Annotated in this window: 18 protein-coding genes and 2 tRNA genes; 4 read left to right on the forward strand and 16 right to left on the reverse strand. The window is 40.8% G+C overall.

Annotated features, from left to right (window positions below; all coding sequences use genetic code 11):
* Nucleotides 1-9 precede the first annotated feature (9 nt).
* On the reverse strand, nt 10-1,578 hold the full coding sequence (gene guaA / locus NE363_RS17600; protein WP_004705956.1) for a glutamine-hydrolyzing GMP synthase: 1,569 nt from the start codon (nt 1,576-1,578) through the stop codon (nt 10-12).
* 387 nt (nt 1,579-1,965) lie between these two features.
* Here guaA and NE363_RS17605 point away from each other — a divergent pair, with 387 nt between their 5' ends.
* Nucleotides 1,966-3,183, forward strand: coding sequence for a DUF445 domain-containing protein (locus NE363_RS17605; protein ID WP_171057791.1), 1,218 nt, complete (start codon nt 1,966-1,968; stop codon nt 3,181-3,183).
* A 60-nt stretch (nt 3,184-3,243) separates the two neighbouring features.
* Here NE363_RS17605 and NE363_RS17610 read toward each other — a convergent pair whose 3' ends face one another.
* Nucleotides 3,244-3,681, reverse strand: a complete 438-nt coding sequence (locus NE363_RS17610) for a DoxX family protein (RefSeq protein WP_004705959.1) — start codon at nt 3,679-3,681, stop codon at nt 3,244-3,246.
* A gap of 194 nt (nt 3,682-3,875) precedes the next feature.
* On the opposite strand from NE363_RS17610, the gene NE363_RS17615 reads away from it, so the two are divergent.
* Nucleotides 3,876-4,517 (forward strand): DedA family protein, encoded by a 642-nt coding sequence (locus NE363_RS17615; RefSeq protein ID WP_025465185.1) that lies wholly within the window; start codon nt 3,876-3,878, stop codon nt 4,515-4,517.
* Between the two features lie 8 nt (nt 4,518-4,525).
* Here NE363_RS17615 and NE363_RS17620 read toward each other — a convergent pair whose 3' ends face one another.
* The 5 genes from NE363_RS17620 to NE363_RS17640 form a co-directional block, all read right to left on the reverse strand.
* Nucleotides 4,526-5,116: a LysE family translocator gene (locus tag NE363_RS17620; protein WP_004883927.1), complete on the reverse strand. Its 591-nt coding sequence runs from the start codon at nt 5,114-5,116 to the stop codon at nt 4,526-4,528.
* A gap of 214 nt (nt 5,117-5,330) precedes the next feature.
* Complete coding sequence (locus NE363_RS17625) at nt 5,331-5,717, reverse strand: hypothetical protein (protein WP_004705962.1); 387 nt, start codon at nt 5,715-5,717, stop codon at nt 5,331-5,333.
* Nucleotides 5,718-5,727: 10 nt separating this feature from the next.
* Nucleotides 5,728-6,570, reverse strand: a complete 843-nt coding sequence (locus NE363_RS17630; protein WP_019457983.1) for a ParA family protein — start codon at nt 6,568-6,570, stop codon at nt 5,728-5,730.
* Between the two features lie 75 nt (nt 6,571-6,645).
* Nucleotides 6,646-7,038: a SirB2 family protein gene (locus NE363_RS17635; RefSeq protein ID WP_151685095.1), complete on the reverse strand. Its 393-nt coding sequence runs from the start codon at nt 7,036-7,038 to the stop codon at nt 6,646-6,648.
* Nucleotides 7,039-7,050: 12 nt separating this feature from the next.
* Complete coding sequence (locus tag NE363_RS17640; RefSeq protein ID WP_019457981.1) at nt 7,051-7,359, reverse strand: BolA family protein; 309 nt, start codon at nt 7,357-7,359, stop codon at nt 7,051-7,053.
* Nucleotides 7,360-7,589: 230 nt separating this feature from the next.
* On the opposite strand from NE363_RS17640, the gene NE363_RS17645 reads away from it, so the two are divergent.
* Together NE363_RS17645 and NE363_RS17650 are read left to right on the forward strand one after the other, a co-directional pair.
* Nucleotides 7,590-7,665 (forward strand) — tRNA-Gly (locus tag NE363_RS17645).
* A 45-nt stretch (nt 7,666-7,710) separates the two neighbouring features.
* A tRNA-Gly gene (locus tag NE363_RS17650) sits at nt 7,711-7,786 on the forward strand.
* A 186-nt stretch (nt 7,787-7,972) separates the two neighbouring features.
* On the opposite strand, the gene NE363_RS17655 is transcribed toward NE363_RS17650, so the two are convergent.
* The 9 genes from NE363_RS17655 to abaR form a co-directional block, all read right to left on the reverse strand.
* Nucleotides 7,973-8,728 carry a 4'-phosphopantetheinyl transferase family protein gene (locus tag NE363_RS17655; RefSeq protein ID WP_445535540.1) on the reverse strand — a complete coding sequence of 252 codons (756 nt, stop codon included), beginning with the start codon at nt 8,726-8,728 and terminating at the stop codon, nt 7,973-7,975.
* Nucleotides 8,721-10,586 carry an alpha/beta fold hydrolase gene (locus tag NE363_RS17660; RefSeq protein WP_445535541.1) on the reverse strand — a complete coding sequence of 622 codons (1,866 nt, stop codon included), beginning with the start codon at nt 10,584-10,586 and terminating at the stop codon, nt 8,721-8,723. The genes NE363_RS17655 and NE363_RS17660 overlap by 8 nt, the downstream gene beginning before the upstream one ends.
* A gap of 52 nt (nt 10,587-10,638) precedes the next feature.
* Nucleotides 10,639-11,910 carry a porin gene (locus tag NE363_RS17665; RefSeq protein ID WP_445535542.1) on the reverse strand — a complete coding sequence of 424 codons (1,272 nt, stop codon included), beginning with the start codon at nt 11,908-11,910 and terminating at the stop codon, nt 10,639-10,641.
* A complete protein-coding gene (locus NE363_RS17670) occupies nt 11,907-15,557 on the reverse strand; it encodes an outer membrane lipoprotein-sorting protein (RefSeq protein WP_445535543.1) in 3,651 nt (1,216 codons plus the stop codon). The genes NE363_RS17665 and NE363_RS17670 overlap by 4 nt, the downstream gene beginning before the upstream one ends.
* Nucleotides 15,558-15,581: 24 nt before the next feature.
* Nucleotides 15,582-19,541: a non-ribosomal peptide synthetase gene (locus tag NE363_RS17675; RefSeq protein ID WP_445535544.1), complete on the reverse strand. Its 3,960-nt coding sequence runs from the start codon at nt 19,539-19,541 to the stop codon at nt 15,582-15,584.
* A complete protein-coding gene (locus tag NE363_RS17680; protein ID WP_001030690.1) occupies nt 19,538-19,798 on the reverse strand; it encodes an acyl carrier protein in 261 nt (86 codons plus the stop codon). Before NE363_RS17680 ends, NE363_RS17675 begins: the two co-directional genes overlap by 4 nt.
* On the reverse strand, nt 19,795-21,570 hold the full coding sequence (locus NE363_RS17685; RefSeq protein WP_445536397.1) for an acyl-CoA dehydrogenase: 1,776 nt from the start codon (nt 21,568-21,570) through the stop codon (nt 19,795-19,797). The genes NE363_RS17680 and NE363_RS17685 overlap by 4 nt, the downstream gene beginning before the upstream one ends.
* A 51-nt stretch (nt 21,571-21,621) precedes the next feature.
* Nucleotides 21,622-23,511, reverse strand: coding sequence for a fatty acyl-AMP ligase (locus NE363_RS17690; RefSeq protein WP_039252862.1), 1,890 nt, complete (start codon nt 23,509-23,511; stop codon nt 21,622-21,624).
* 757 nt (nt 23,512-24,268) lie between these two features.
* A complete protein-coding gene (gene abaR, locus NE363_RS17695) occupies nt 24,269-24,985 on the reverse strand; it encodes a LuxR family transcriptional regulator AbaR (protein ID WP_004705982.1) in 717 nt (238 codons plus the stop codon).
* Nucleotides 24,986-25,468: the final 483 nt, after the last annotated feature.

Genomic DNA, 25,468 nt, shown 5'->3' on the forward strand with positions numbered 1-25,468 from the left:
TTCATTTGCTTATTCCCACTCAATCGTTGCTGGTGGTTTAGATGACACGTCGTATACCACACGTGATACATCTTTAATTTCATTCATAATACGCGTTGAGATTTTATCAACTAATTCATATGGTAAATGCGCAAAACGAGCTGTCATAAAGTCAACCGTTTCAACTGCACGAAGTGCGATTACCCATGCATAACGACGACCATCACCTACTACACCAACTGACTTAACTGGTTGGAATACAGCAAATGCTTGAGCAGTTTTGTCGTACCAACCGCTGTCGCGAAGCTCTTGCATAAAGATGTCATCAGCAAGACGAAGAATATCTGCATATTCTTTTTTAACTTCACCCAAAATACGAACACCTAAACCAGGGCCCGGGAATGGATGACGGTAAATCATGCTGTGTGGCAAGCCAAGTGTAGTACCTAACTTACGTACTTCATCTTTAAACAAGTCACGTAAAGGTTCAACCAATTCAAACTCTAAATCGTCAGGTAAACCACCCACGTTGTGGTGAGATTTAATAACGTGTGCTTTACCTTGTTTGCTTGCAGCAGATTCGATTACGTCTGGGTAAATCGTACCTTGTGCTAAGAATTTCACGCCATCAAGTTTACGTGCTTCTTCAGCAAATACTTCGATGAATTCACGACCAATGATTTTACGTTTTTTCTCTGGATCAACTTCACCAGCCAATGCAGTTAAGAAACGTTGTTCAGCATCTGCACGAATCACACGGATACCCATGTTTTCAGCAAACATTTGCATTACTTGGTCACCTTCGTTTAAACGAAGTAAGCCATTATCAACAAATACACATGTTAACTGGTCGCCAATTGCTTTGTGTAAAAGCGCAGCAACAACAGATGAGTCAACACCACCAGAAAGACCTAAAAGAACTTTTTCATCACCGATTTGCTGACGTAATTGTTCTACACGTAAATCGATAATGTGTTCAGGTGTCCAAAGGCCACCACATCCACAAATTTTATGAACGAAGTTTGCAAGTAACTCTTCACCTTTTGCCGTGTGCGTTACTTCTGGGTGGAACTGCACGCCATAGAAACGACGCGCTTCATCACTTACAGCAGCAACTGGACAGCTTGGTGTGCTTGCAGTAATCGTAAAACCTTCTGGAATCTGGCTCACTTTATCGCCGTGGCTCATCCAAACATGAAGTTGGTTTTCACGGTCTTGTAAGTTACCAATAAGTTGGTCACGTTTAACGATATCAACTTCGGCATAACCAAACTCATGTACAGTACCCGGCTCAACTTTACCGCCTAACTGTTCAGACATGGTTTGTAAACCATAGCAAATACCCAATACTGGAACGCCTAACTCAAACACCACCTGTGGTGCTCGTGGGCTACCCTCTTCATGCACACTCTCAGGTCCACCTGACAAAATAATACCGTTTGGGTTAAAAGCACGAATGTCTTCTTCAGACATATCAAAGGCATACATTTCAGAGTAAACACCAGCTTCACGTACACGACGTGCAATGAGCTGACTATATTGAGAGCCGAAATCCAGAATCAGGATACGATCTTCAGTAATTTGAGTATTGGTAGTCATGACAAACCACTAAATGGCAAAAGAATTAAGCGCGCCATTTTAACATTTTTCACGCTTCGGCGCACCGCAAATCATCATATATCTTGTTTTTTTCATATCATAATCATTTTGATATTTAGATTGATTGATATAAATATAAATTTATTGATATTTATCAATGTACTGTATACCTCTTAAAATCTTCATACACATTGATAAATTCATCACATTCTATGCAACATCCTCATGAATTTGATGTTAAGATGACCCGATAAAACAGGCATTACCATGGAAAGGTAAATACCATTAAGCGATATTTGTCTGTCCTTAAACAGTGATCCGTTTTTTATGGCTTGTTGCCCCATATCAAAATCAATAGAAATCTAAGGAACAACAATGCTTCAAACTATGATTGCAGATTTCCAGCAACATTTTTGGTTGTATGTCTCTATTCCTTTCATGAGTGGTTTAATTGGCTATGTCACTAAAGTGATTGCCATTCAAATGATGTTCTCACCACTTGAATTTAAAGGTATTAAACCGTTTTTTGGCTGGCAAGGTATCGTACCTCGTAAAGCTGAAAAAATGGCAACCATTGCTGTTGAACTCATGACAGCCAAGCTGATTAAACCCGAAGAAATTTTTGCTCGTCTTGACCCAAAGCGTATTGCCAAAGAAATTGAAAAACCATTAATGGCAGCAGCAGAAGATATTACGCGTGAAGTTGCGCAAGAGTATCAACCCGGTTTATGGGAAGGCATGCCTGAGTTTGCCCGTCAAAGACTGATCCGTAGAGTGCAATCCAAAGCGCCTGAAATTGTCGAGCACATCATGAGTGAAGTGCAACGTGACGTAAATCGATATTTTGATATTAAGCATTTGGTGATTAGTAATTTGCTTAAAGATAAGCGTTTACTCAACAATATTTTTAAACGTGTAGGCAAACAAGAATTTAAATTTTTCAGTAACGTTGGCTTTGTATTCGGTTTTGGTATTGGTGTGATTCAGATGCTGTGCTGGATTATCACGCAAGGTAAATATCCTTGGATGTTGCCGATGTTTGGCGGATTTGTAGGATTTTTCAGTGACTGGATTGCGCTACAAATGATGTTTAGACCGCTCTATCCTAAAAAGATATTGGGCTATACATGGCAAGGTCTGTTTATTAAACGTCAGAATGAAGTAGCAGCTGACTATGCAGCCTTGATTTCCAAACAGCTTTTAACTTCACGTCATATGATGGAAGAGCTATTTTCCGGCACTCACTCTGCACGCGTGATTGATTTGGTGAACCGCCATGTTAAACAGGAAATTGATATGCAAGCAGGTGTCATTCGTCCACTTGTTGTATACGCAATTGGTGGAGAAAAATACCAGAATATGAAAACACAAGTTGCAGAACGTATTATGCAACAGCTGCCAGAGACCATGAAATATGTTGAGTCTTATGCAGAAGATGCTATGAATATTCGCAGCACTTTAATTGAACGTATGCAAAAATTAACACCATCCGAATTTGAAGGGATGTTGCGTCCAGCGTTCAAAGAAGATGAGTGGGCACTCATTGCAGTAGGCGCCGTACTTGGTTTTGTTGTTGGGGAATTACAAATCCAGTTCATGCTCTAATTTTTAAATATAAAAAAACCGGATGAATTGCTCATCCGGTTTTTTATTTTATCTTGAATATTATTTTTCAATTGCATGGTCTAGGCTAATACGTCCAGCACCGTGAAGCATTAGGAAGAACAATCCCCCTGCCATTGCAAAATTTTTCATAAAGTGGATGCTATTATTATATTGCGCTGCTGCATCAGCCCCACCTTGGTGGAACAAGAACGCAGTCAAAATACTAAAGATTCCAAGACCAAAAGCTGCAAAACGTGCTTGGAAACCAAATAACAAAGCTAAACCACCACCAAACTCAACCAAAATGACTAATGGTAGAATTCCACCAGGAACCCCCATAGCTTCCATATAACCTGCTGTTGCTGCGTAACCGGTGATTTTTCCCCAGCCAGCAACAAGGAAGATATATGCAATAAGTACACGAGCAACCAGACTAATAAAACTATCCGCACCTGTTTGCGTTACGATATTTTTGACCACCACATTTGGATTAAACATACAGCCACCTTTATTTAAATGCTTATTTGTTGATGAACTCATTCTAGGTTTGGGACATTGATAATTAAATACTCAAAATCCATATATATCGTTGCACAAATAGGATGATTAATTTGTATCTTTTTGATGTTCTATACTGACTTTCTATAGGCTCACTGCTAGGATTTGAGCACGGTTTACCACTTAGCTATCTCATGGAACTTCTTGATTTTATTCTACACGTTGACCAGCATCTCGCCGAATTTATTACAAATTACGGAGTCTGGATTTATGGCATATTATTTTTAATTATTTTTGTCGAAACCGGTTTAGTGGTCATGCCGTTCTTACCGGGCGATAGTTTATTATTTGCAGCAGGGGCATTAGCTGCATCTACAGGTAAGATGGATCCATGGTTGCTAGGTACTCTGCTCTTTATTGCAGCAGTTCTAGGTGACACAGTGAACTATCATATTGGACGTTTTATCGGTCCACGTGTGTTTGAAATGAACTCTAGATTCATTAATAAGCAGCACTTAACCAAAACTCAAGAATTCTTTGCCCGCCATGGTGGTAAAACGATTATTTTTGCTCGATTCATTCCATTTGCCCGTACCTTTGCTCCTTTTGTGGCAGGTGCTGGTAGCATGAATTATAAGTTTTTCCTGACATATAACTTAATTGGAGCATTCTGTTGGGTAGCTTCTTTTGTAACCTTAGGTTATCTATTTGGAAATATGCCAATCGTTAAAGATAACTTCACCCACCTTATTTTCGGCATCATTATTATTAGTGTTTTACCGGGTATTATCGGGTTTATACGTGAGAAGTTAAAAAACCGTAAAGCCAACGTTTAAAGCTTCATTTAGAAGAAACGGAATACCACCGGAAGCATACATAAAATGAGTAACATGGCCGATCCTTTATATAAATGATCGGCTTTTATTTTTTGCATTGAACCTGTCAATAAAGCACGACCAAAAATCATCCAGAAACTCGCCGCAGGAATAAGCGTCAATGTAAAAGCCGCAAAGACCATAAGAAAATTTTCAGGCGAATTCCATGTTTCGGCAGGAAAAATACCAGCTGCAAACAGTAAGGACTTAGGATTCTTTAAAGTAGAGAAGAATAACTGACGTGGGCGAATATTACGATGGTTCTGACTAAACTGCTGTAAATGCGTAGTTTTCCATAAACGAAATGCCATCCAGAACACATATAACACACTGGTAATATGCAAAATGAGCAGTAGCGCAGGCCAAACTGGAGCTGCTAAATGAATAAAGACAGCCCAAAAGCTAATCCCATAGGCATAACCTAACCATTGCATTGGAATAAGCCAGAATGTTTTAGATAAACCTTGTGAATGAGCGGCGGTTGCAAGTAGTGCATTTGTCGGCCCAGGAATAAGCAAAACAGCCAACATTGCTAATACAAAAAACCAGCTTTCAATCATAAAGTTTCCACATTGGTAAAGATGGGGCCACCTTAAACGAAATAGACAAAATATAGCAAGTTAAGAGCATAACTTGGCGAGAAAAAATACAAGTATCATTGTAACTATTTTCAATTAAAATGCTGATTTATATTTATTTTACTATGAAACATTTTGCTAAACTTTAATCATCACAATATGCTTTGACTAGCATATTGTGATGCAAATTTGATTATTAATTCGCCTTTTTGCGAACAATAATTGGACAATTTTTAAACTGAGCTGCCTGAACAATTGCTTCTTGTTGGCCTAAAACACGTGAAAGTTCGGTGTTCTTGGTTGAAGAAGATTGCCCCATATTAACAGAGATGGATGGACCGAATCCCCAACCGCCTCGTCCCCAGCCACCACCAAGTCCAAGCCCAACGCCCATACCTGTACTTTTTGGAGTTTGTACGCCATTGTCGATATATTGTTGAATACGGTTATATTCACTTTGCAGTTGTTGGCAACTCAAAGATTGATACTGTGTCGGAGACACATAAGTCGGTTTTACCGTTGTAGCACAAGCGCCAAGAAATAACGTGGCTGCCACCAAAGGCGCAATATATAAGCCTTTCATCATTTTTCTCTTATCGTTTTGGCTCAATCTCACCAAATAATGTCTCATAAGCCTGAGTCAATTTATGTTCTGGTGCCAAATGGGCCAAAGGTAAATTTTTCTGATGCGATTCTTTCATTAAAATTGAAGGCGGTAACATGCTATTTAATACAGGCAACCCTTCATCTTTCAACTGCTGGACCACTTCCCGAGGTAATTTTGCTTGGGATTGGAACTGGTTCACCACAATTCCTTCAATTTCCAAGCGATCATTATGATCATCTTGCGTTTCGAGAACATTTTCAATCAATGTTTGTAACGCACGCTTTGAAAAGACATCACAGTCGAAAGGAATCAGGACTTTATCTGCTGCAATTAAGGCGGACAACGTGAAAAAGTTAAAAGCCGGTGGTGTATCGATATAAATACGGTCATAGCGCCCAATTAAGCTTTGAATAGAATCACGCAGTTTATAAATTTTATGCTTGCTTTCAAGTGCGTGCTCAAGTGCACCAAGCGTAGGACTTGCTGGAAGTACATCTAATTTATCAAAGGATGTCGAGTGCACAAAACTGTCGAGGTCTTTGTTACGAGGGGCTTTTAAAATTGAGCCTAATGCATTACCAATTAGACCTTTTTGTTGATTGTTCCCCAGTACATCTTCAAAGAAGTTTTCAATATTTGGTTCTAAAACGGCTTTATCAGCAGCGTATGTTGCTTCTTCGCCTAAAAGGTATTGGCTAGAGTTGGCTTGAGGATCCAGATCGATAACCAAGGTCCTAAAGCCATGTTTGGCACTAATCGCAGCCAAATTTACAGTAATACTTGATTTCCCTACACCGCCTTTTTGGTTAAATACCACACGAGTTAACATGTTTCCCTCTGCATATTTTTTATTGTATGCAGTTTAACCTAGAGCTTAAGCAAAAAGGCAAAGAATGTAGAACAATTAAGCAAAAACTGGTTTCACAATGACCAAAATAATAATGGCAATAAATGCGACTGCACTAATAGCTAAACCTGCACGGCGCTGTGCCAATAAAATAGTGTCATCCTTTTTAAAAGCCTTCATTAGTGATGATAACAGCACTAAAAATAAGATAATTTTCGCGTAAAACCATGGCTGAACCTGAAAGTTCTTCATCACCAGTAAAATTGCACCAGTAATAAAAACCACAGTAAAGGATAAATGCTGCAAAGCAACTAATGCTTTACGCCCTGCTGGGTTAGGTTGTTGCCCCTGAACACCAATAAATAGTGTAGAAGCGCGTAAAACAAACACCATAAGTGCGGCAGCCACCGCAGTCATATGAATAATCTTAGTGATTAAATGTGCATCCATGAAAGTTAACCCTTAGCTTTTAGGTGCATGTGCACATTCTGGGCTCGCTGGCGCTTGACCTTGCCACTCACTTGGCAAATAAGCATGAATTGCTAAAGCATGGATTTGACCTGGATTCATTAAATCAGAAGCCAACGCATACACTTTTTGATGACGTTGAACCAAACGCAAGCCGTTAAACTCTTCACTTACCACAATCACTTTAAAATGTGATTCTTTACCTGGGAAATAACCACCGTGGCCAGCAGACTCGTTAATAACTTCCAAATGGCTAGGTGCAAGAGTTTTTAACCGTTCAATCAACTGTTGTTCAAGGCTCATAGCTTTTCCTTTTAGGATTATTCATATATTTAAACCTAGTATACCCTGTCTACGTACAAACAAAAGTTGCTCTTGTATGCTTTGACTTCAAACAAAATGTCTATTTATTCGGCAACTTATCGATAAAAATAGCTCTAAATGCTCATTTCTGTTTTTATTTTATGCAATCAGCATAATTATTTGCATAAAGTTGTTGACCCTTGTTTTGCTTAATGTATTATAAGCGGCACGCGGGAATAGCTCAGTTGGTAGAGCATAACCTTGCCAAGGTTGGGGTCGCGAGTTCGAGTCTCGTTTCCCGCTCCAAATTGGTTTTTTTTGAGAAAGTTTTAGTAAAAACTGCTCATATATGCGGGAATAGCTCAGTTGGTAGAGCATAACCTTGCCAAGGTTGGGGTCGCGAGTTCGAGTCTCGTTTCCCGCTCCAAATTTAAAAGGCCCTAGTCGAAAGACTGGGGCTTTTTTCTTTTTATCGATTCTTATTTTTGTACTCAATCGATTCACAGCATAACTTACTGAGAAGAACTCAATTCAATTCCAAAGAAAGACTTTCTACTTCCTACCAGATTCATATTTTTAAATCGTCAGTTATAACGATTAAATCTAGTTATATTTATTTGCAAAGCAATGGAGTAATTTGGTGCGTAGATATAAGCGGCAATGATTGGAAACATTCCATATTAAAGCGTTCTATATTGTGGCTCTGCTGTAAACATATGGAAAAGATAAAATTGCAATCATAGATATAGCTTTGAAAATGATATTGTTCTGTGTTTTGAGCATCATGAGTTGCATCAAAAAACTGTATATGTTCAGAAAAGACATGGAAATTAAGCTTCTTTAAATGGCTGCTCATTCCATGACCAGTACATTTAATATAGGATTCCTTTAAGGTCCATATTTGAAAAAACCGCTGATATACGCTGAATTGATCAGTACTTTCATTTTCCTGAATCCAGTCTATTTCACTCAGCGCTAACACACTATCAACCCGCTTCCATTCGAACTCTCGATTCACTCGTTCAACATCGACGCCTATTTCCCCTTCTTCAGTCACAGCAAGAACAATAACGTCTCCTGAGTGACTAAGATTAAAATAAATAATCTTACCGCCTTGTACAAAAGGTTTGCCGTTCGGTTGTAATTGAATATTGACTTGATGGGGTGAAATACCCAGCTTATCTGCTAAAACAGACTTCGTTAAGACACGAGAAATCAAGAAAAGACGTGCTGCTTGAGGAAGATATTGATCATATCTCAACTTTTCTGCTGTGTTGAGAAAGCTGAGATAATGACTCAATATCACATGATCTTGTGGTACCCGTGAAACTGGGCAAACAAAAACTTTTACTTGGGCTATATTAGACATCACTAAGCTGTGCTGTAGTACTGATGTATTTAGTTAGAACTGGCGTGAGATAATCATAAACTGCTTCTACATGGGTCACATGCGGATTATGACCTGCACCAGCAATGCTATGTACAGGAATATTAGGACTGATTGTAGTAACAAGTGGGTCCTTCTCTCCAACAATGATTTCAACTTTAGAGCTAAGCTCGTTTAACAAAGCTGTTTGAGATGCTCGCTGCTGAGGCAAACTAATACGGTGCATATACTCACTAATATGCTTGGCTACCGACACCCGGCGTAATGAATCCATCGCATAACCAACAGATGGATTTTTTTGCCCCTCTGGATGTAAGTCTTTAGCAATCACATCTTTCGGCACAAAACGGAAAATCAGATTAGATACCGCTTGTATCTGAAACATTTTAGCAGCCTGTGCCTGAACAAAATAAGGCGATATGAGAATAAGACGTGCAACTTTATCTGGGTATTTCTTTGCAAGGTTCAATGCAAAGAGACATCCTAGCGAGTGGGCAACCACAACACTATTTGGCGCTAAAAGCTTTGCAGCAGTATCAATAAACTGATGATTGTTATCTTCAATCACCTCATAACTACCCGAACGCCCAAGTCCGGGTAAGTCCATCATAGCAACCTGATCGTATGTAATTTTATTGATAATTGGAGACCAACATGCGCTATCAAATGGAATACCGTGTAAAAATAATGCAGAAGATTTTTCCGAACCAACTGACTGTTTAGTATAGATTTCTGTCCAATATCGGTTTTGATAACTAAAAGAATTAGGTGTTGAAACTTGCATACGACCAAAGCGTGTAAGCACCAGACGATCAATCCAACGAGAAAAATAAGGAGTGACATTGATCAAGTGCGCGATGCCCATCTTCACTGCCATCGCCTCTGCCCCATCAACATGATAGTGCTCAGTAGAAATGAAAGAGAGTTGTTCTTTAGAACCGTCAAGTAATACTTCAGGTAGTTTTTCTAATAGACCTTTAGGTAGCTGTAAATGTGGTGAGCTAACCCCTAAATGCTCGGCAGCGAGGTGAACTAGGCGATGAAATTTCGGTGTCTTAGGATCAAGCAGCATATACTCCTGAGCAATCGTCTCAGGATAAGACATCGTTCGAATCAAAAAGCTCACGATATACTGCATATTGCATAGTGGCAGGAATGTGTCACGACCACCAGGCAGTGCCAGCAGACGTCCCTGATAGAGCTTATCAATCATGTCAGCAATACCGATATATTGCATATCGCCATACTTATAAAAACCATCAATGACTGTGGCCGGATTTATTGCAGTCCATGGCACATTTAAACGCTTACAGGCCTCAATAAAAGCCTGATAACCCAAAATTTTTGAAGCTTCATAGCCACCATGTTTGCAATACAACTCATCAGCCGACTCTTGCGGCGGAGCAGCCACACGATATCCACCAATCCAGATAAATCGCTCAAGCTGCTTCAATGTTGCGGCCCATTCAATCAAGGCGAGTCCTGACTTAACATTTGTACGCTCAGCTTCAGCTTTGCTAATACCCCAATTAAATGACGCTGCAAGATGATAAATTACATGGATCTTTGCCTGAGCATCCGCTAGCAGAGAGTCCAGCTTAAAATCACGGCTCAAATCATATTCAACAAATGAAATAGATGGATCAGCAAGCCCTTCTGTTGCAATAAAACCTAGCAGCTTATCTTTCTTAGTTGCAGCATTACGTAGTGCAGCAATGACCTGATGACCCTCACGCAAAAGATCAACGATTAGTCTGCTGCCAATAAAACCTGCTGCACCTGTTACTAATATGGTCTTCCGTGAAAAATTATCTTTTTTTGCGTTCTTTAAATTATCCATAAGTCACCTTATTAGGGCTGGGCAATCCAGCATTGTTTTGGAGCGAATTATCTTAAAAGTTATATCGGATCTGGGCATACACCAGACTGTTATCTCTAAATTGTCCTAACACCGTATCATTTTTGCCCCAGAAGCGATCTCCACCTGCATTCAACTGCCAGTGATCATTGAGGTTGTAGTTAATACGCACTCTCAATAACTCATTCGGCTCTGGTGCAAAATAAAACCCTGTAAACTCTAGCTTTAGGTTGTCATTCATTAGGTTAAGTGCATAACGCAGCATAGCCCCATACTGATTCTGTTGATACTGGTCACTGATGGTTTGCTGATAACGATAAACTTCTCTCAATAATGGATCTGTTAAGCTATCGGCAGACCTTACATCCTCCGTATGTTTGTACACGCCCATTAAACTCAGCGTGGAATTTTTTAATGATAATTCTGGACCCACGACCACAGTTAAATTATTTTTTTTGTGTATAAGATCTTCACTGCCATCCGAGTCAGTCTTTGTATAAGCAGCTTCACCTCTCCATACGATATCGTTATGGTTATAACTGAAATCTACTCCATAGACAGACATAGGATTATTTTTCAGCTGTAATGTTGCCCCTGCTGGAGATAACGACTGTAGTGACAAATCAGGCATGTGATCCAAACCTGAAAAATACGATGCCCCGACATCTAGACCATCTACAGAATAATCCCAACGCACTGCAAACATAGGACGACTCTTACGGTCTATGTCATACTGAACACCAGCAATCTGACGCAATGGAATCACATCTGAACGACTACGCGGATACCACAATGCGGTCCATTTATTGGTTCCAGATTCAGGAATATACGTCAATTTGAGTGCATCATTTCCAAGACGTTGATCTGTCTCATCTGGTACTAGACGCGTATAGTCACGAGGCGAGAGATTATCCGTTGGGTTAATGCCATCAGCCCTTCCCCAGATGACAATCTGACGACCAACATCAGCATAAACTGTCTGATCCCAGTTATAAGAGGCATATAACTCACGTAAGTTACGGTTTACCTTACTCACTTGATCTGGGTTCACAGTATGGTCCGTTTCGTCTCCAACCACGATGTCGTAATGCAGCTTAAATGCAGGGTTAAACTTGAGCGTACCATTGGACCAGAAACTTGCCTGTCCAATATTTTTTAATGAACTTAAATCACGATCTGATGACCATACATCGAGTCTGGCTGAGTTCTGGCTCATAAAACTAATTTCACTGTCATCTGCATAAGCATGCTGCAGTAGCATAAAGCTACTGCAGCATGCAAACACCCAATAGGCACCTTGCGTCATTTTTCAAGGCTCTGCGGTGAGAAAAGCTTATCGGATAAAGTTTTTTCTGCCACAAAATCATTGACGATCACTTGCGTCATATGTTGAGTTTGCAGATTTTTCGCCATAGATTTCATGGCCTGCCATCTTGGTTTCACTTTGCCGTAAGGACGGATATCGGTGAACTCAATGTGTTTTAAAGGCTTACCTGCTGTATCCCAAATGTCGATGGTTGCTGTAACAAAGTTATCTTTGAGTATGCACATACGACGTTTGCTATAACCAAAGTCACTCTTCACAGTATTGTTAATTGGCGTTGCTTCAATCATGTAGCAATCTTTACCATTAAATTTGCCATCTGCCAGTTTCGTATACTTCCAGTCACTGAGCTTATAACCAAGCACATCACCATAACTAAAGTCCGTACCAATAAAAGCATCACCTTTATTCGCTGATGCAAGACGGCGTACTTTTTTCAATGCTGGCAAATAGACAAACATACTATCGCTGCCTTTTGCATTTTCAATTAACAGCGTCGTGGTTCCTTGAACATCTGCTGGCGAGATAAACTCAGTCAAACGCATATTGTTCTGAGTATTTCCAGCAAGCTTGGTCATATTTTTAGTTAAACGTACACGTTGCTCGCCATTTTTAGAAGTCAAAATAAATTTGGCGCTAGCGGTTGAAGACAAGAACTTAGAGGCATCATCACTGCGATTAACAATGTCTTGAACTTCATCTGCATGAGATGTTTTAGGTAATGAAAAAGTGAGTGCTGTACCTAACAACAGGCTTGTCACAACTGTTTGTGCAACAGGAATGCTCTTCTTATTTGAAGAAAAGATAAAACGAGGTTTCAACATCAGAATCATTGTAGGTACCATAATTAAGGTTGCAAATACACTGAACAGCATCGCAATCACAATAAACATTGCGAGCCATTGATGAACGTGGAAGCCTTGTGATAAGGACAATACGCCATACCCACCGGCAACCGCAGTCGCGACAAAAAGAGATGCCTTACCAGCAGTACTTAAAGTTTTACGAATAGCGTCTTTGATATCCCCTCCTTCTTCGCGCAAGATTTCACGCAAGCGATAGAGGAAGTAGATGGCATAATCCGCACCAATACCTACAGCCATGGCCGAGATGAGTGAGTTCGGAATATTGAGCGGAATGTCGAGCCAGCCCATCACGCCAAAGATCGCAAGAATTGAGAACAGAAGCGGTGTAAGAACAATCAGTCCCGCTGAAATCGAACGGAAAACCAATGCTGAAATAAAGAATACGGCAAATGAAATTTGTAGAATGTTCATGAGCTTGCCGTGAACCATTGTTTCAGTTAAGGCAATGGTCTGCGTCACATCACCACCAAAACTTACTACAGCCTTATCACCCAATTGACCCGCTATATAGGTTTTTAGCGACTCAAGGATTTCTTTAATGCGATGATTACTGCCTGTTTTCAGAAGAACAGTGATCTTGGCATAACGCTGAGTGGTATCAATGTATGAATCAAAATCAGTCGGCTCACCAGACATTGAATACAACAGCAGATACTGAGCAACGACATCTTTGGTTGCAGGAACCTGAAATGCCTGTGGCTGATCAGCATTCATTGCCTGATTCATTCGTTTGATATAGTCCACGATAGAGATGGTTTTACCGACCTCTGGAATTGAGTTTGCGAACTTTTCTGTATTATCAATCGCTTTTAGGATTTCAGGGTTTTCAATACCATCACGAACCTTCGTATCAACCATAATATAAAGGCTGTTTGTGCCACCAAGAGACTGATTCAAGAATCTGTCGTCTTGCTGCATTGGTAAGTCGCGAGCGAAGAAATTACGGCTATCGTTGTCTACCACAATACGGCTCGTGCCAATAGCAAGAAAGACGCCCATTGCCGCAATCGCAGTCATTAACATCATTCGTGGACGAACTGATAAAATGACATCACCAATACGGTTTGGAATCCAATCCCAGATCGGCAAGCCTTTGCGTTTGACCTTCACAACCGAAGGCGGTGGCAACATTGAGCGAAGTGCCGGAATAAAAGTCATCTCAATCACCAGCGTACTGATGATCCCGATTCCTGTAAAAATACCGAATGAACGAATCGTTGGAATATTGAAAGTCAACAATGAGAAGAAACCAGCCGCTGCAATACCACCAGCCAATATCATAACTGGACCCACACGAACCAAAGACTGCACTACAGCTTCGCTATTGGCAGCTTTAGGTTCCATCCCTTGAGCAATCAGGCGATCAAAATCTTCATAGTAGCGCTTGAGCAACTGCACAGCGTGCCCTGCCGCAATAGCTAAAATCAGAATCGGCGTAGGCGAGTTAAAGATATCCATTGGCTGTTTGAATAAGCCCATCATGCCCATACCCCATGCCACAGCCAACAAAGCTGTAACGAGTGGCAGAATCAAACCTTGCTTGCTGCGGAATGCTTCAAAGTGCAATAAACCAATCACCAATACAGCAATCGGGAACAAGATGTTGATACGTTTAGAGTAATCTTCAGCTTTATCCAGATACACAGGATTACCACCGACACTGATGGTCATATCTTTAGATTGTTCGCTCTCTACGATTTTGTTGATTGGGCCCATCATCTTTTGGAAGCCCTCTGGACTTTCCTCAAGCTCAAGCAAAATCGCAGCAGTTCGTTGATCTTTAGATACCACTGAATTCATATAGGTTGGATTCAGTGCCAGTAGTTTTTTCAGGTGATCGATATCTTCTTGAGTGACTGAACTACTCGGCAATAGTTTCTTGGCATCGAACCCTTCTGCATTCGCCTCGATACCTTTTGCCTGACGTGCAGCCAGACTCATCATAGTTGAGCGAACTACACCAGGTGCATTATCCACTTCTTCGGTAATGCGTTTGACTTTCTCCAACACTTGCGGCTGATAAATATCACCCTGCTTTGGAGTAATACCGATCACGACCATATATTTGGAGCCGAATTTCTTTTCAATCAGCTTGGTCGAGGTGATGTACGGATGCCCTTTAGGCGCAAGTGCATCTGGGTCAATAATAATTTTTACACCAGATGCCAGATACGCTAGAGCAAGTGTTAAGAGCATCACCACAGTCAACACAATACGACGATGGCTAAGAATCCAACGTGCGTATTTCTCCATCATTTGTTGAGTCTTACGAGGTGGTTTACTGGTCTCGATAGTTGGTTTATTTTCATTGCCAACCGACTCATAGGCTTCACCCTTTTGAGCCAATGCTTGAAGATTATCGACATCTTTCTTGAACTGAGCGAGTACCATCTTTTTTAGCAGCGCTGGCGGCAATACACCAAAAAAGCTACCCGGCTCTGCCTCAAACACCCATTCAATCCACGTACCTTCTGCATGTGGTTTGAAACGGTAAGTACCAGTGTAGTGAAAGGGTCCTTCCACTACTTTAAACGCATACAATTCGTTCGGTACCAGATGTGTAATTTCACCTTTAAAGGACATTTCACGACCAATAAAGCTAAAACCAATCTCGTACTTACTGCCCACACGCGGAGTACTGTCTAGCAGTTCAGAATGCTTACATGACAATTGCCAACCTGCATCATTGGCCGGGTTTGCAAGGTAGTTGAAAACCTTGTCAATCTCGGCCGGTATGAGGAAAGCATGTTCTATGGTCACCATAGTGGTTCTACCTTCTTGTATTTCTTATGCAGGAATTGGGTACATCTGATCAATGGTCTGGGCTACAGCCACGACATTCTCAGCGTACATAATTGATGAATGGTCACCAGGCAAATCCACTTGTGTAAACGTTTCTTTGACCAGTTGATCCCAACCTAGACTTTCTCCGAAGTCCTCCTGCTCATCTTTGGCCTTGACCAGTAGAATTGGAAAATCTTCAGGATCTGGGAAATAGGTCTGGAGTGCGATGCCATTCGCCAAATAGGTATCAAAGTAAAGTCGGAAATCTGATGGATCAGCATCTAACGGTAGAACATTGATGGCCTTAGCTTCTTTAAGTACATGATCAAACATTTGATCTGGACTCAATTCACGCAAGTATTGCGCTGGGATCGTTAACTTTTTGCCATAAGGTGCAGCTAAATCACGGGCGAACCAAGACAAAAGCATGGCATCGTCGGCATCTTCAGGCACATTTTCTGGAATTGGAGCACGAGTATCGATCATGACAATACCTGTGACCTGTTGCCCCATTTGACGCAACTGACGACTGATCTCATACGCAATCGCCCCACCGAAACACCAGCCACCGAGGAAATAAGGGCCTTGAGGCTGCATCTTTTGCATTTCAGCAATATAGAGCGTCGCCATTTCTTCAATCGCCACTTCCGCAGCATCGGCTTCAATCAGTCCAGGAGATTGAATAGCACGTAAGGTACGATTCGGGTTGAGGTGACGCGAAAGCTCCATATAACAGAAGGTACTGCCACCAATTGGATGGAACAGCCACAGCGGTTGTTCATAAGTTCCACGGCGTAGTTCAATTACGATAGATGGCTTAATTTCTTTATTTTCGCGAATGATCTCACTCAGACTCGCCACAGTGGAATATTGAGCCAACAAAGCAACTGACAGTTCGGTACCGAAAGCCTTTTTGAGATGGTTGACAAGCTTCACAGCTAATAAAGAATGCCCACCTAGTTCGAAGAAATCATCATGTATACCAACTCGCTTGACTGACAAGATCTGTTCAAAGGTAGTACACAATTCGATTTCGATCGGATCACGCGGTGCAACATAATCATTGCTCTGCTCAAAGATCGGCTCAGGAAATGCCTTACGATCCAACTTATTGTTGGCCGTCATTGGAAATTCATCCAATCGGATAAACGCACTTGGCACCATATAAGCTGGAAGATGGATTTGCAGGATCTTTTTTAAACCAGCAATATCAAGCTCTTGTCCAGTTACATACGCCACCAGTTTCTGGTCGCTGTCAGCTGTGGTCTTAACCAGCACTACTGCATCTGTGATACCGTCGATCTGTTTGAGAACATTCTCGATTTCACCTAGTTCAATACGGAATCCACGGATTTTAACTTGGAAATCTAGACGTCCATGATGAGTCAAACGTCCATCTGTACGCAGGCAGACTTTATCCCCTGTTCGGTAGAGTCGACCAGCATTTGGTAGAGATGGCAATGTTCTAAATTGTGCATCTGTGAGTTCAGGTCGATGCCAGTAATCAACTGCCAGACCATCACCACCAATCCAAAGCTCACCCATAACGCCTGGTGGAACCAAACGCTGCTGCTCATCAAGGACATAAAGCTGGGTATTCGCCAGTGGTTCACCTAAATCAATATACTTTGCATCGGTGATACGAGCTGCACTAGACCACACTGTAGTTTCAGTCGGGCCATAGACATTCCATAGACAACCAACTTTATCCAGCAGTTTTTCTGCAAGAATAGTATCTAGCGCTTCACCTCCACAGAGTGCAGTCAACCCTGCATTGCCGCTCCACTCGCTATCTAAGAGCATTTTCCAAGAAGCCGGTGTAGCCTGTAACACATTGATAGACTTAGCATTTAGATAATCTACGAGCTGATTACCATCTTGTGATACTTCACGTGGGCATACATGCACCACACCGCCGTACATAAGCGGAATGAGTAATTCAAGAATTGAAATATCAAATGCATACGTGGTGATTGCTAACAACTGAGTTTCAGTCGTTACTTGCAATCTATCATTCATAGATAGCAAGAAATTGATAATTGAAGGATGCCCAATACGAACACCTTTAGGCTTACCTGTCGAACCTGATGTGTACATCACATAAGCTATGTCACCAAAGGCAAGCGTCTCGCGCACTTTCTCAAGTGCTACAACACCAGCTTGATTGATATCTAAGCGAGGAACAGAAACGTTAAGAGCATCCATTAACTCGGTTTGAGTCAAGATAACTTTAGGTTCGGCATCTTCAATGATGTTTTGTAGACGTTCAGTTGGGAAGTTAGGATCCAGTGGCACATAAGCTGCCCCTGCCGCCCAGATTCCAAGGATTCCTGCTGGCAATAACGCTGTGCGGTCTAACATGAGACCTACACGATCGCCACGTGTAATACCGTGTGCACGCAAATATTCAGCAATACCAGCAATATGTTGACCTAACTCACGGTAGCTAACCGCATGATCGTTCGAGGTCAAAGCATAATGATCACCGCGCTCATCAATCTGCTTTAAAATCATTGCGAATAGATCATGCTGAGCATAATCAGTCGCCTTTCCACGGAGGGCCTCGAACTGAATGCCATCTTTATAATCAGGTGCGATATTTAACTCAACGATCTTACTTTCTGGATGAGCCACCATCTCAGATAGTACAGCTTGCAGCAGTTGCACCATATTCTCAGCAGACTGCGCAGAAAATAACTCAGTGTTATATTTCAATACACCAACAAGTTCACCCTGATATTCACCGCCCATTTCTAGCGTAATATCCAACTGTCCTTCTTGCTGACGAACTGGAAAACTTCCTAAAGTTAAATCTTGACCAACCAAAGTAGCTGGGGTCTGGATTGGCAGTAGTAGTTCTTTAAACTCATCCATACCGCCTAGACGTTCCCAGAACATTCCTACCTGAGCCAATGGGTTAATACTGCCATCACGCTTTGGTGAAACAGCCTCAACTACTCTAGAAAAAGCAACTTTTTGATGCTTAAGGCTCTGTCTTAATTGTTCCTGAACTTGCTGGGTAAATTGACGTAAAGTCAAATCAGCATCGATGTCCATCTGGATAGCTATTGTGTTGACGAACTGCCCCAATGCATTACGCAAAGAGCGTTCAAGTCGACCAGCTACAGGTGTGGCAATAACTAGATTATTTTCATTAGATAGTTTGTGCAGCAGGATATAGAACCCCGATAGCACAAGTCCGAACAATGTGATCTCATAATCTTTCGCCAAGTTTACAAGACCAGATGACACTGATTCAGGTACACGGAAAGCCAGTGAGCTACCCTTATGCTGCTGTACAGCTGGACGAGGATAATCAAGCGGAATGCTATGCACATGTGGTGCATGCTTCAGTGCATTTTTCCAGAAAAGTAAACTTTCATCAGTATCATCGATTACGCTGCTCTGCTGCTTATCGGCATACTGTGCAAACTCAATTCCGTTCACTGTATCCGATTCTGCAACGAGTCCAAAACGTTTACTAATGTCTCGCAGCAATAGACCAATTGACCAAAAATCCATGAGCGCATGATGAATCACAACGGCAATCACATAGTGATTTTGTCCACGCTCATAACAATGAACACGCCACAATGGTGGCTGAGTCAGGTCAAATGGCTGCTTGGTATCTTGCTCAACCAATTGCGTCAAATCAGAAGCTTCAATATGACGAGCATCAGAAAAGATGATATTCGGATAGACGCGATCCCAGATGAGTTGCTCAATTCCCTGATCATTGGCAGGCATGCTGACACGCAACAGCGGATAATCATGCATGACCGCTTCCAGAATCTCCATCGGCTTGTTGCCTAATGATTGATTGACCTTCACATCAAAGGCCACCACCATATTGTAGGCACTGCAAGTTGGCTCAAGACGCTGGATGTACCAAATACCAAGCTGTTCCGCAGAAATCGCATGACGCGACAGAACTTCCGGTTCTAGTCGTGCAAGGTTGTTCATGAAGCAACTCCCTGTTGCAACTCAGAAACAAGATATTCGGCCAACGCATTGATTGTTGGGTAATCCCATAAGAGGGTCGGTTCAAGCTCCAGTTTTGTCAGATCTTCTAAGTCCCCAGATACAGACAAAGCAACGATCGAATCAAGACCATAACTGGTAAATTTTTGATCCGGATCAATCGTCTCAGGCTCTACGCGCATTTCTTTGGCTACTAGCGTACGAATAATTGCGCTCCAGTAAGCTTTATCTTTATTCATGGGGTAATCTCCTCTTTAACCGGTTTGGCATCACGTGGTGCCAGTGCAAAATCGATGACGGATAACATATGGTTAGTTGAAATTCGGTCTAGCAAATCTGCCAATGTACTTTCACGCAATGACGTCATAGGAGGAGCTGTCTGTCCTTCAGCGGCATTTAAGAAAATGATCAGCCATGCACCATCCTGTAAAGCTGGTCTTAGGGCCTTACGGTTAAAAACCCAGAAACCCAACACGGCAATACGAGCAAATAACTCGGCGTAGCTACGAGCAAGATTAAAGCGCAACGTTTCAAACTCTTTGCTCTGCTCAGAATTTGAGAAGTAATCCTGAATTTTTTGATCCAAAGAACGTTGTTCAACCAGAAGTTGGCCTGCTTGTTCACGTAGCGTAGTAAGTGTCTCAGCAGACAATCCTGTTGTGACATCGGCATCGTTGAGCATTTCGATGATTGTTTCGAGTGATTCCATCACCAAATCACCATCTCGGTTGAAAATCTCAAGCTCGCGGAAATCAATAGCGCCTGTCTCTACCTGCAAGTCATACAACTGGCGATAGCGTGCTTTAGCTTCTGATTGATTGAGATGGTCGGCTTTTTTGCTACGACCTTTATTGGCAGATTTGAGCTGAAAACTCAGACTGTCTAGGCAAACGGTGCTACTACCGTCAAACACACTAACAATCAGATGGTCTCTGAATGCTTTCTGATACATTCCATCCGCATACGCATTTCTTAAGAAAAAGCGTGACCCAAGCACTGAAGAAGTGATCTTGGCAAGCGATTCTACATACTCAGGTACCAGCACCTTGACGATTGGTGACCATGTACTGAACTGATTGATACATACGTGCAAACCACGCGCACCAACAAGTGATAACACCTCAGCCGCTAAAATGTAGGCATAGGCTGTCGCGAGTTGCTCACGTACCAACGGAATACTGATTACTTTTTTGTTATATAACTCGCGTTCAATAGCAAACTCGGTCGCGATACGTAGCATCGTATCGCCGGCACCTAGAGAGAAGCTACTGCAATATGCACGTGTTACCTGTAGCGTCTTAAGCCCAAGCTCTAGGCCTTGGCCTTCTTCACCGATCAGGGAATCTTTGTGAATTTCAGCGTTGTTAAAACCAATACCGCTGATATCTAGACCACGCATACCCACTGTTGGTAGTCGATTCAGGCTATATGTTCCTTTTGAGGCCATATGACGCTTATCGAGCCAGAATGCGCTTAGGCTACGTGGTCCACGATCGTCCGATGTTTTAGCGATTAGACTTAAAGAGTCTCCTAAAGTGGCACGGTTAATTGACCATTTTTCGCCATTTAAAACATATTTACTCTCGGTAGATTGCGCTGTCACTTCACTCGATAGCAGGTCGGCGCCATGGGCTTTCTCGCTATAAGCCAGCGCTGGAGCAGCACCACTCAAAATTCGACTAGCAATGTTTTGGCATTGATTCGCATTACCGCCGATCCAGACAATCACAGACCAAGCATTCGTGCTATAGGTCGAGTTGATAGTTAAATCACGTCGTGCCAGCACGCGATGTAGATATAACAATTCTTCACCAATTTCCATACGACCTCCAAGCTCTGAAGGTACATAGAAACGGTTCATACCTACCGCATTCAGAAAATCAACAGCACGCTGAGGGTACTGTTCTTTCTCATCACGTTCGATGGCAGCGGACCAAGAAAAGTCGTTGTTAGTATCATGTACGGAGCCTAAAATTTGCTCCAGACGAGCAGCAGATTGAAACTGCCGCAAATTGGACGTAAGTGACATGAATTTTCACTCAAATGATTAAAGGGTAAGGGTTTAAAACAAAGCACTTTTCAGACGATTAAAAATCAGCTTGCGCACTTCACGTTCCTTGATCATTGAGTTGAGTAGATTGGAGCTATAACGAATCAGCTGCCCCCGCTGCTCACGATCACGGATGACTTCTAAACCGTTCTTGACATAGTTTCGAGCAATTACCGTTCTACGGTTTGGATGGGTTAAACAGACCAATTGACCGCGTTCGATCTGCTCTTTAATTTTTCTTCTTCTAATTTTGCCGCTCGTGGTCTTATTTATTCGGCCTTGATGTAGTAAAAAGACACCTTCTACAGGCAAGCCAATCTCAGCTGTCACTTGTTCCTTGACCTGAGTTCTAATGGCTTCAAAATTGAGAGTCTTGTCTAGTGACTTCTTCTTGATTTCAAGTACAACCGTAACACCGTCAGAATCAGCAACATTCACTGCTGCAACACAGCCTTTACGAACAGCAGGATGCGCCATTTCAACAGAGCACTCGATATCTTGTGGATAATAGTTCTTGCCACGAATGATAATCACATCCTTAAGACGACCAGTCACATATAGGTCTCCATCTTTGACAAAGCCCATATCCCCCGTTCTTAAGTAATGCAATTGGCTAGGCTGACCCGCTTCATCGACAATAGTCGCGGCAAAAGTTTCCTGATTGACCTCTGGCTTCTGCCAGTAACCCGCAGTGACACTCTCACCTGCCAACCAGATTTCACCGACTTCATGAGCAGCTACTTCTTGATGGGTATGCGGATTGACGATACGGCAATCGATGTGTGCAGAGATCTTGCCACAGCTCACCACTTGTACAGCATTCTGGTCTTGACTGATTTCTACCAAATGGGCATTTAATTTATCACGATCAAGTGAAATGGCATTCAGAGGACCGGTTACACCACTGACTAAAAGCGTGACTTCTGCCAAGCCATAACATGGCAAGAAAGTATCCAGCTTCAATTTCGACTGAGTATTAAACTTCTCCATGAAGCGCTGCATAACGTGAGCTTTGATTGGCTCAGCACCATTAAACATTACACGAACGCGACTCAGATCAAGCGCTGCAGCGTCCTCATCAGAGATACGATGCAAGCACAACTCATAAGCAAAGTTTGGCCCACCACTGATCGTGACGCCTTTTTCGCTAATGAATTGTAGCCATTTCAACGGTTTTCGAATGAAGTCCAGCGGCGACATAACATAACAGGTCAGTCCTACATAAACGGTCTGTAAAACTGAGCCAATTAATCCCATGTCGTGATAAACAGGCAACCATGTCAGGCCAATATCATCCGGCTGCGTACAAAAGGCTTCGGCAATCATGACCTCATTTGCCATAATATTTTTATGGGTAACGATCACCCCTTTAGGCCAACCTGTTGATCCTGAAGTGTACTGAAGGAAACAAACATCATCTTCATCAATAAGCGGAAAATCTTTTTCCACTACATCACGCTGCAATTGGGCATCAACGGCATGTAATATTAAGCTTTCATTTTGAGCCTTTAATGTGATCAGACCTGATAGCTCAAGAATTTTTTTTGTTGTGAGTACTATCTTTGGCTCACAGTCATTCATAATATTCAAAATATTAGAAAAACCATTACGATTAAACGGTAAGCTGACTGGTACTGCGATGATTTTAGCTTTTAGACAAGCAAAGAACGAAACGATAAAGTCTAGACCAGGTTCAAATAGCAATACTGCACGATCGCCACTATTTACAAGGTTTAGTAATATCTGAGCTTGATATTGAACTCGCTCGTTCAGATCTGCATACGTCAAGGCTTGAATACCACCCGATTGGCGTCCCAAATACTCGAAAGCGGTCTTAGCTCCATTTAATTTCGCGTGGGATTCCAAAGTTGCAATGATATTATCCGTACACATTACAGCCATAACTTACTCCGATTAATTATAATTAACCCTTCAAAGAAACCTGTTGTTTCAGAAATTCAACTTCTAGCTGGGGGTTTTAATAAAAATGAATATACTTTTTGTTTAAAATATAAATTCACATTATATTTTATGTGCGGGTGTTTTTTATTACACCTGTAAGTGTTAACAGGTTAGGCAACTTTTATTTAAAATTAAGAGCTTAGTTATCTTTTATAATCATTTTTATTCAGTTAAAGATTACAAATTCTTGTAATTAATTAAACTTAAAAAGCTACCCTAATAACCTCGATTTAGGAAATGTTAAGCCAATATTATTAAGTTTATCTAAACCACAAAGCATACTGAGTTCGAATTTTCATTTTTCTTAACTTTAGGTTTTTATTTTAGATAAAATTTATGATTTTATTGGTTACATGTAATCTAACTAAAAATTATATTTAACTCCACAACTTTTATTTCCAATAAAAACCTTAATTTAATTATGCTTAAGCTATGATTAAATACTTAAAACTAAATATATACATAGGTTGTGAAATTTATCTTACTTTCTGACCATAAAAAATAAAAGTTAAATTAGAATTAAATATATTAAAAAGAACATTTTAATTTTGATAATTATTATATTTCAAACAAAAATTACATTTAAAAAAATAATTAAATTATTTATCTTTATTAAAATAAATAATTTTTTAAATGTAATTTAAAATACACATCACAACTATTTAAATTTAATATTATTTTTATTATAAAGTTAGTTTTACAATAGTCCTAACATTACAGCACGAATTGCTGCTGAAATTTTATTATTCACATTTAATTTTTGCATTGAATTACTCAGATGGAAATTTATGGTTCTTTCACTTACTCCAAGAATCTGTGCAATCTCAGCTGACGTTTTACCCTCAGCCGTCCAACGTAGAACCTCTTTTTCTCGGTTCGTTAAATATAGATTAAACTGAGAGAACTCAACATCATTTACAATTTTAGCAATGCTGGAATGCACAGTTTGAGTTAGCCAATACATATTTGTATATTGTGCTTTTTGTTCTTTTTCAGATAATTGATCGCTGGATCTTGCCAAAGTTAGCATTCCACGTGTCCCAATGAAATCACGACTTGACTGTGCCCAACCGACATTTAAACCATAAGAACGCGCTTCCTCCCAGAAGTCTTTCTCTGCTTGTGTATGAGTGTATTGACTTGACCAGACAAGAGGTTTCAGTGAAACCATACAGTGCTGAACAGTTGGGTCGACCTTAACATACTGCTGTTCCACATAGCGTTGCTGCCATGCTTGAGGATAATTATTCAGCATAATTGTTTTTGGTTCAGCAATAGATAATGGTGACTGCATACCATAAGCACAATAATCAAATCCAAGCTTTGATGCTGTCGATTTGACGACTTCAAATAACTGGTATTCATCTTGCACGATCAAAAATGCTGATAATAAATCCTCTTGCCAACTTTCCATTTGCTCTCATTAGACTCCGGCCAAAAATCATTTTTTGTTCAGTTTCATCTTATGAATCCAAGCAATCAAATTGAAGTATAGGCCTTATCTTTTACCCTTATTCCAATAAAGCGCTGCGAGAATCTAAAAGATTTTTAGGTACTAAAATATTTGAACACCTATTCCTCTTTTATTGATTTCTCAATTACAGATTTTGAATTCATCATTCAATTAACAACACTTTTAAGCCTAAATGGGTGCAAATTCTTCAGATAAACTAAATTTCTAAAAGCTTTTAAGGTTGTTATATTTCAGGTGCAGATTATGCTTGAAAAAATTTTTTTATAGGATGCATTTTATTCCAAAAAATAATTATTTTTAAATAAATACTAAGACTCCACTACTTATTATCAACGAGATATTTTTATTAATTTAATTTAATAATAACTTCCAACAATACCTAAAATTATGAAATTTCACCATTTATTATATATAGAAACTAAA

It is taken from the genome of Acinetobacter sp. G18 (genome assembly GCF_052660225.1).

Bases quoted from the DNA above. Each gene is read 5' to 3' on its own strand.
- NE363_RS17680 (WP_001030690.1), bottom strand. From the start codon at position 19,798: ATGAATAAAGATAAAGCTTACTGGAGCGCAATTATTCGTACGCTAGTA.
- NE363_RS17660 (WP_445535541.1), bottom strand. From the start codon at position 10,586: ATGGATAATTTAAAGAACGCAAAAAAAGATAATTTTTCACGGAAGACC.
- NE363_RS17615 (WP_025465185.1), top strand. From the start codon at position 3,876: ATGGAACTTCTTGATTTTATTCTACACGTTGACCAGCATCTCGCCGAA.
- NE363_RS17665 (WP_445535542.1), bottom strand. From the start codon at position 11,910: ATGACGCAAGGTGCCTATTGGGTGTTTGCATGCTGCAGTAGCTTTATG.
- abaR (WP_004705982.1), bottom strand. From the start codon at position 24,985: ATGGAAAGTTGGCAAGAGGATTTATTATCAGCATTTTTGATCGTGCAA.
- NE363_RS17630 (WP_019457983.1), bottom strand. From the start codon at position 6,570: ATGTTAACTCGTGTGGTATTTAACCAAAAAGGCGGTGTAGGGAAATCA.
- guaA (WP_004705956.1), bottom strand. From the start codon at position 1,578: ATGACTACCAATACTCAAATTACTGAAGATCGTATCCTGATTCTGGAT.
- NE363_RS17675 (WP_445535544.1), bottom strand. From the start codon at position 19,541: ATGAACAACCTTGCACGACTAGAACCGGAAGTTCTGTCGCGTCATGCG.
- NE363_RS17625 (WP_004705962.1), bottom strand. From the start codon at position 5,717: ATGAAAGGCTTATATATTGCGCCTTTGGTGGCAGCCACGTTATTTCTT.
- NE363_RS17690 (WP_039252862.1), bottom strand. From the start codon at position 23,511: ATGGCTGTAATGTGTACGGATAATATCATTGCAACTTTGGAATCCCAC.
- NE363_RS17620 (WP_004883927.1), bottom strand. From the start codon at position 5,116: ATGATTGAAAGCTGGTTTTTTGTATTAGCAATGTTGGCTGTTTTGCTT.
- NE363_RS17640 (WP_019457981.1), bottom strand. From the start codon at position 7,359: ATGAGCCTTGAACAACAGTTGATTGAACGGTTAAAAACTCTTGCACCT.
- NE363_RS17610 (WP_004705959.1), bottom strand. From the start codon at position 3,681: ATGTTTAATCCAAATGTGGTGGTCAAAAATATCGTAACGCAAACAGGT.
- NE363_RS17605 (WP_171057791.1), top strand. From the start codon at position 1,966: ATGATTGCAGATTTCCAGCAACATTTTTGGTTGTATGTCTCTATTCCT.
- NE363_RS17635 (WP_151685095.1), bottom strand. From the start codon at position 7,038: ATGGATGCACATTTAATCACTAAGATTATTCATATGACTGCGGTGGCT.
- NE363_RS17655 (WP_445535540.1), bottom strand. From the start codon at position 8,728: ATGTCTAATATAGCCCAAGTAAAAGTTTTTGTTTGCCCAGTTTCACGG.
- NE363_RS17670 (WP_445535543.1), bottom strand. From the start codon at position 15,557: ATGGTGACCATAGAACATGCTTTCCTCATACCGGCCGAGATTGACAAG.